This is a genomic window from Blastococcus sp. CT_GayMR20 (assembly GCF_004570345.1).
Map to the genome: position 1 here is coordinate 46,405 of NZ_SPQM01000018.1, position 6,199 is coordinate 52,603.

7 protein-coding genes are annotated in these 6,199 nt (G+C 73.9%); 4 read left to right on the forward strand and 3 right to left on the reverse strand.

All coding sequences use genetic code 11. The features are described 5' to 3' along the window. Nucleotide 1: 1 nt before the first annotated feature. A complete protein-coding gene (locus tag E4P40_RS07165; protein WP_135158105.1) occupies nucleotides 2-967 on the reverse strand; it encodes a 4-hydroxy-3-methylbut-2-enyl diphosphate reductase in 966 nt (321 codons plus the stop codon). Between the two features lie 138 nt (nucleotides 968-1,105). Here E4P40_RS07165 and E4P40_RS27960 point away from each other — a divergent pair, with 138 nt between their 5' ends. From E4P40_RS27960 to E4P40_RS07180, 3 genes are read left to right on the forward strand one after another with little or no spacing between them, the layout of a single operon-like run. Further along, nucleotides 1,106-2,386, forward strand: a complete 1,281-nt coding sequence (locus tag E4P40_RS27960; protein ID WP_167762135.1) for a hypothetical protein — start codon at nucleotides 1,106-1,108, stop codon at nucleotides 2,384-2,386. Nucleotides 2,387-2,417: 31 nt separating this feature from the next. After that, complete coding sequence (xseA, locus tag E4P40_RS07175) at nucleotides 2,418-3,653, forward strand: exodeoxyribonuclease VII large subunit (protein ID WP_135158104.1); 1,236 nt, start codon at nucleotides 2,418-2,420, stop codon at nucleotides 3,651-3,653. Then, the gene (locus E4P40_RS07180; protein ID WP_135158103.1) at nucleotides 3,650-3,871 is read left to right on the forward strand and encodes an exodeoxyribonuclease VII small subunit; all 222 of its coding nucleotides are present in this window, start codon (nucleotides 3,650-3,652) and stop codon (nucleotides 3,869-3,871) included. The genes xseA and E4P40_RS07180 overlap by 4 nt, the downstream gene beginning before the upstream one ends. 21 nt (nucleotides 3,872-3,892) lie before the next feature. Here the strand turns inward: E4P40_RS07180 and E4P40_RS07185 are convergent, their stop codons facing one another. Both E4P40_RS07185 and E4P40_RS07190 read right to left on the reverse strand, forming a co-directional pair. Beyond that, the gene (locus E4P40_RS07185) at nucleotides 3,893-4,222 is read right to left on the reverse strand and encodes a hypothetical protein (RefSeq protein WP_135158102.1); all 330 of its coding nucleotides are present in this window, start codon (nucleotides 4,220-4,222) and stop codon (nucleotides 3,893-3,895) included. A 160-nt stretch (nucleotides 4,223-4,382) separates the two neighbouring features. Beyond that, nucleotides 4,383-5,006 carry a DUF4245 domain-containing protein gene (locus tag E4P40_RS07190; RefSeq protein ID WP_135158101.1) on the reverse strand — a complete coding sequence of 208 codons (624 nt, stop codon included), beginning with the start codon at nucleotides 5,004-5,006 and terminating at the stop codon, nucleotides 4,383-4,385. A gap of 74 nt (nucleotides 5,007-5,080) precedes the next feature. Here E4P40_RS07190 and glpX point away from each other — a divergent pair, with 74 nt between their 5' ends. Continuing rightward, nucleotides 5,081-6,136, forward strand: a complete 1,056-nt coding sequence (gene glpX / locus E4P40_RS07195; RefSeq protein WP_280790583.1) for a class II fructose-bisphosphatase — start codon at nucleotides 5,081-5,083, stop codon at nucleotides 6,134-6,136. Nucleotides 6,137-6,199 lie beyond the last annotated feature (63 nt).

Genomic DNA, 6,199 nt, shown 5'->3' on the forward strand with positions numbered 1-6,199 from the left:
CTCAGTCGGCCTGCGCGGCGCGCTCGGCGCGACGGAGCTCGTGCGGCAGGGCGAAGACCAGTCGCTCCTCGGCGGCCTTGACGGTCCCGACGTCGGCGTAACCGCGTTCGGCCAGCCAGTCGAGCACCTCGCTCACCAGGATCTCGGGCACCGAGGCCCCGCTGGTGACGCCGACGGTGCCGACGCCGTCGAGCCACGCCGGGTCGATCTCGGAGGCGAAGTCGACGAGGTGCGAGTCGCGGGCGCCGGCCTCCAGCGCCACCTCGACCAGGCGCACGGAGTTGGACGAGTTGGTCGAGCCGACGACGAGGACGAGGTCGCATTCGGCGGCCATCTGCTTCACCGCCTGCTGACGGTTCTGCGTGGCGTAGCAGATGTCGTCGCTCGGCGGGGACTGCAGACCGGGGAAGCGGTTCTTCAGCTGGTCGACCGTGGCGAGGGTCTCGTCCACCGACAGCGTGGTCTGCGACAACCAGACGACCTTCTCCGGATCGCGCACCTGGACGTTCGCCACGTCCTCGGCGCCGTCGACGAGCTGGATGTGGGACGGCGCCTCACCGGCGGTGCCCTCGACCTCCTCGTGCCCGCGGTGACCGATCAGCAGGATGTCGAAGTCGTCGCGGGCGAAGCGCTTCGCCTCCTGGTGCACCTTCGTGACCAGCGGGCACGTGGCGTCGATCGTGCGCAGCTGCCGCGCCGCCGCCTCGTCGTGCACGGCCGGCGAGACGCCGTGCGCGCTGAAGACGACGACGGAGCCCTCCGGCACCTCGTCGGTCTCCTCCACGAAGATCGCACCGCGGCGCTCGAGCGTGGCCACCACGTGCTTGTTGTGGACGATCTGCTTGCGGACGTAGACGGGAGCGCCGTGGATCTCCAGCGCCCGCTCGACGGCGACCACCGCGCGGTCGACACCGGCGCAGTACCCCCGGGGGTCGGCCAGGAGGACGCGTCCGCGCTGATCAGCCATGCCTCCATGGTAGGCGGGTCACGCGGAGGAGCCCGTCTGCCGACGGTGTGATCGCACACCACGCTTCCGTGTGGCATGGCCGGGTGGATCTGCACACATCGCGTGTCGGGCTGCTGGTTGTGGGGCACGCTGTGCGTCATGGCCCGAGAGATTCCTGAAGTCGTCCGCGCCGCCGCCGGGCTGGCCGCCACCGTCGTCGACGAGGCACGCAAGCTCCCCGAGACGCTGCCTGGCCTGCCGGTCCGCCTCATCGGACTGGCGATGCAGCAGGCGATGAAGGTGCAGCAGCAGTACGCCGGTTTCGTCGCCCGCGGCGACGAGCTCTTCACGGGGCTGCGCGGTGAGGACGAGCCGGGTCTCGCGACCTTCGACGACGACGTCGACGACACACCGGCGGGAGGCGGCTTCCGCGACTCCGCCTTCGACCGGGCCTCGGCCGAGCCGACGAGCGCCGACACCCTCGTCGACCCCGAGGTCGGCTCCCTCCCCGCCGATCCCCCCGCGGACGCCGTCACGGCCGTCATCGACGAGCTCGCCGACCAGGTGGAGGACGGCCGGCAGTCGATCGAGCAGCTCGCCGAGGAGTCGCCGGGCACCGCGGACATCCTCGACGAGATCGCCATCGACGAACTGGTCGACCAGGCGCCGGGTCTCGACGAGACCGCGCCCTCGGTGAGCGACGCGGACTCCCCCGAGCTCGAGGCGGCACTGCTCTCCTCCGACGATCTGCCGGCCACCGCGGCCGACACCCTGGACGCGGAGCCGACCGCCGACGTCTCGACGTCGGTCGACGTGCTCACCCCGGCCGGCGACGTGGCCACCGTCGACGCCGCGGTCACCGACGAGGGCATCGCCGCACCCGAGGTCACCGACGCCGACGCGAACCAGGCCCCGGCGACGCCTGCGAAGAAGGCCGTGAAGAAGGCCGCGCCCGGCAAGCGGGCCGCCAGGAAGGCCGCGCCCGCTGCCACGGACACCGACGCCACGGACACCGACACCGACGCCGGCCCCGCGACCGCCACCGACGAGGGCGGCAGCCCCGTCGCCGCCGCCACCGGCGTCCGGACCGACGTCGGCGAGAGCGACACCGCCGAGGAGGACGCCGCCATCGCGCAGGGCGCGGCGATCGACGCGATCGGCGAGGCCTCGGCCGCGCCGACCGACGACCCCGGGGGCGGCAGCGAGCTGTCCGGCTCCCAGGCCGCCGGCACCGCCCCGATCGACGGCTACGACAGCTTCTCGGTCGCCCAGCTGCGCGGCCGGCTCCGTGGTTACGCGCTGAGCACGGTGCAGGACCTCCTCACCTACGAGGAGGCCACCCGCGCCCGGGAGCCGTATCTGCGGATGCTGCGCAACCGCCTGGAGAAGCTCGAGGAGCAGGCGGTCGCCGCCAGCCCGCTCGCCCCGCGCGGCGCCTGAGGCGTCAGCGGCGCATGGCACGCTCGGAGGCGTGACCTCCCCCTCATCCCCCGAGGCCCCGTGGCCGGTCCGGACGGTGGCACGCAAGATCGCTGACTGGATCGGCCGCCTCGGTGAGGTGTGGGTGGAGGGTCAGGTGGCACAGCTGTCCCGCCGCGGGGGTGCGGCCACGGTGTTCCTCACGCTGCGCGACCCCGCCGCCGACATGTCGGTCAACGTCACCTGCCATCGCGACGTCGCCGACCGGCCCGGGCTGGAGCTCGCGGAGGGCTCGCGGGTGATCGTGCGCGCCCGCCCCGACTACTACGTCGCGCGCGGCACCTTCTCCCTGCGCGCCACCGAGATCCGCGCGGTCGGGCTCGGTGAGCTGCTCGCCCGCATCGAGCGCATCCGTCAGCTGCTGGCGGCCGAGGGGCTCTTCGACGCCGTCCGCAAGCGGCCGCTGCCGTTCGCGCCCGCCGTCGTGGGCGTGATCACCGGCCGCGACAGCGCCGCCGAGCGCGACGTCCTGGTGACCGCGCGCCGGCGCTGGCCCGCCGTCCGCTTCGAGATGCACAACTGCGCCGTCCAGGGTCCGCAGGCGGCGGCCAACGTCATGGAGGGCCTCCGCCGGCTCGACGCCCACCCCGACGTCGAGGTCATCGTGATCGCCCGGGGCGGCGGCTCGGTCGAGGACCTGCTGCCGTTCTCCGACGAGGGGCTGGTGCGCGCGATAGCGGCGACCCGCACGCCCGTCGTCACCGCCGTCGGGCACGAGACCGACACGACGCTGGTCGACCACGTCGCCGACGTCCGCGCGGCCACCCCCACCGACGCGGCGCACCGCATCGTGCCCGAGATCGGCGAGCAGCGGCGCCTGGTCGAGGCCCTGCGCTCCCGTGCCCGCCACGTGGTCACCGGCCGCGTCGAGCAGCAGGAGCGCTGGCTCGAGTCGGTCCGCAGCCGGCCGGTCCTCGCCTCCCCCGACCGCATCCTGCACGGGCGGGTGGACGACGTCATGGCGCTGCGCACGCGCGCCCGCCGCACGCTCGTGCACCGCGTCGAGGGGGCCGAGAGGGACCTCGAGCACGCCCGCGCCCGCGTCGCCGCCCTCTCGCCCGCCGCCACGCTCGAGCGTGGCTACGCCGTCGTCCAGCGCGCCGACGGCTCCCTGGTCCGTGACCCGGCCGAGGTGTCCGACGGCGAGCTGCTGCGCGTCCGGGTGGCCGGCGGGCGGGTGCCGGTGCGCGTGGACCGCAGGAGCGGCGGGGAGGATGACGAACCGTGACGACACCCGACGCCGAGCCGACGACCACCTACGAGCAGGCCCGTGAGGAGCTCGCCGACGTCGTCCGCCGGCTCGAGGCGGGCGGGCTGACGTTGGAGGAGTCCCTGGCCCTGTGGGAGCGGGGCGAGGAGCTCGCCACGCTCTGCCAGCACTGGCTGGACCGGGCGCGCGAGCGCCTGGCTGCCGCTGCCCCGGCGGACGACGCCGACCGGTCCTGACCGGCGTCGTCCGCCCGGAGCTCAGGCCGCCCGGCTCAGCTCGCCGTCCGCGGTGACCATCAGGCCGGCCGCGGCCAGCGCCGCGATCATCCGGTCGGCACGGCGCCGCAGGATGCCGGACATGCGCATGTCGTCGGGGCGGGGGTCGGTGGCGTCGGGGGCCAGCGGGTCGCCGGGACCGTCGTAGAGGCAGCGGGCGAGGGCGTCGCGGACGTCCGGCGGCACGATGGGCTTGATCACGGTCCGTACCGGCTTGCTGCTCTTGATCCTGGTCACCATCCCGCAGGCACACGAACCGCCGGTGGACGGGGGCCGGTGGTCGCCGCCGGGGCAGGACGCACGAGGTGCCATGGGGTCTCCTTCGAGGGGTGCGCGAGTGTCTCGCGTGACTGGTGGGGCGGAAGAGTCCCGCGAGACAGCGCGTGTCGACACGCGGCGCACCGACCCGATATCAGGTCGTGATATAGAGCACAATTCGTCGTCCCGAGCGCCTAATCGGCGCAGCTCCGGATCAGCCGGTAACGGTCTCCACCGCCGCCGCCACGACCTCGAGTTCCTCGTCGGACGCGGACCCGTAGACGACCACCGTCACCCCGTCGTCCTCCCGGGAGAGCGCGGTCTCGTCGCGGTCCGTCGTCAGCCGCGTCCAGGTCTCCCCGTCGATGTCGGCCGTGCCGTCCTCGGTCGCCCCGTCCAGGATGGCGGCCAGCGGCTCGGCCCGCCGGTCGTCGCTGACCACGAAGCCCGCGAACTCCTCCGACGGCGTCAGGTACCCGATCTCGAGCGTCACCGGATCGCCCTCGCCGGCATTGCCGGCATCGGTCCGCGCCGAGGTCGGCAGGTAGTCGTCGGCCAGCCCCTCGGGCGCGGGCACCGGATAGCCCGCCCGGGCCGCGGCCAGCTGCACGGTGGTCGACGGATCGACCGTGCGCACGCCGGCGTCCCCGCTCTGCCGCCACGCCGCCCAGCCGACGATGACCAGGCAGATCAGCACGAGCGGCAGCAGCGACCGCAGCATGTTCGCGGCGTTCATCCGGTTCGCCCGCTCGATCGCCGGGGACGGCGGCGCGGCCGGAGCCACCACCTCCTCGGAGGGCTGGGGTGGGCGCTGGCTCGTCGGGCCGACTCCGGTCATGGACCTAGGATCGCAGGCACGCTCCCTCACCTCGCCGCCCATGGCCCCGTCCCGGGCCCCGCCCTGGAGGTCCCGTGTCGCTGCCACTCCCCGAAGGCCCCCGTGCCACGAGCCGCGGATTCAGCACCGACCGGCCGGCGCCCGACCGCAACCTCGCCCTCGAGCTGGTCCGGGTGACCGAGGCCGCCGCGATGGCGGCGGGCCGGTGGGTGGGCCGCGGTGACAAGAACGGCGGTGACGGGGCGGCCGTGGACGCCATGCGCGCCCTCATCGGCACGGTCAGCATGAACGGCGTCGTCGTCATCGGGGAGGGGGAGAAGGACGAGGCGCCGATGCTCTACAACGGCGAGCAGGTCGGTGACGGCCAGGGCCCGGAGTGCGACGTCGCGGTCGACCCGATCGACGGCACGACCCTCATGGCCAAGGGCATGCCCAACGCGATCGCCGTCATGGCGGTCGCCGACCGCGGGGCCATGTACGACCCGTCGGCGGTCTTCTACATGGAGAAGCTGGCGACCGGCCCGGCCGCCGCGGACGTCGTCGACATCACCGCCCCGGTCGCCGAGAACATCAAGCGCATCGCCAAGGCCAAGAAGAGCTCCCCCGGCGACGTCACGGTGTGCATCCTCGACCGCCCGCGGCACGAGCAGCTCGTGCACGAGGTCCGGGAGGCCGGCGCGCGCATCAAGTTCATCACCGACGGCGACGTGGCCGGCGCGATCGCCGCCGCCCGCGAGGGCACCGGCGTCGACCTGTTGCTGGGCATCGGTGGGACTCCCGAGGGGATCATCGCCGCCTGCGCGCTCAAGTGCATGGGCGGCGCGCTCCAGGGCAAGCTCTGGCCCAAGGACGACGACGAGCGGCAGAAGGCCATCGACGCCGGGCACGACCTCGACCGCGTGCTGCACATCGAGGACCTGGTGCGCGGTGACGTCTTCTTCGTCGCCACCGGGATCACCGACGGCGAGCTGCTGCGCGGCGTGCAGTACCGCTCGGGCGGCTGCACGACCCAGTCGCTGGTCATGCGCTCGCGGTCGGGGACGATCCGGTCGATCGAGAGCCTGCACTCGCTGGAGAAGCTGCGCGCCTACTCCGCCGTCCCGTTCGACCGGAACGACGAGGACAGCTAGGGGGGCGGCAGCGGCGGGGGTGTCGGCGGCGGCGGGGGTGTCGGCGGCGGCGGGGGTGTCGGC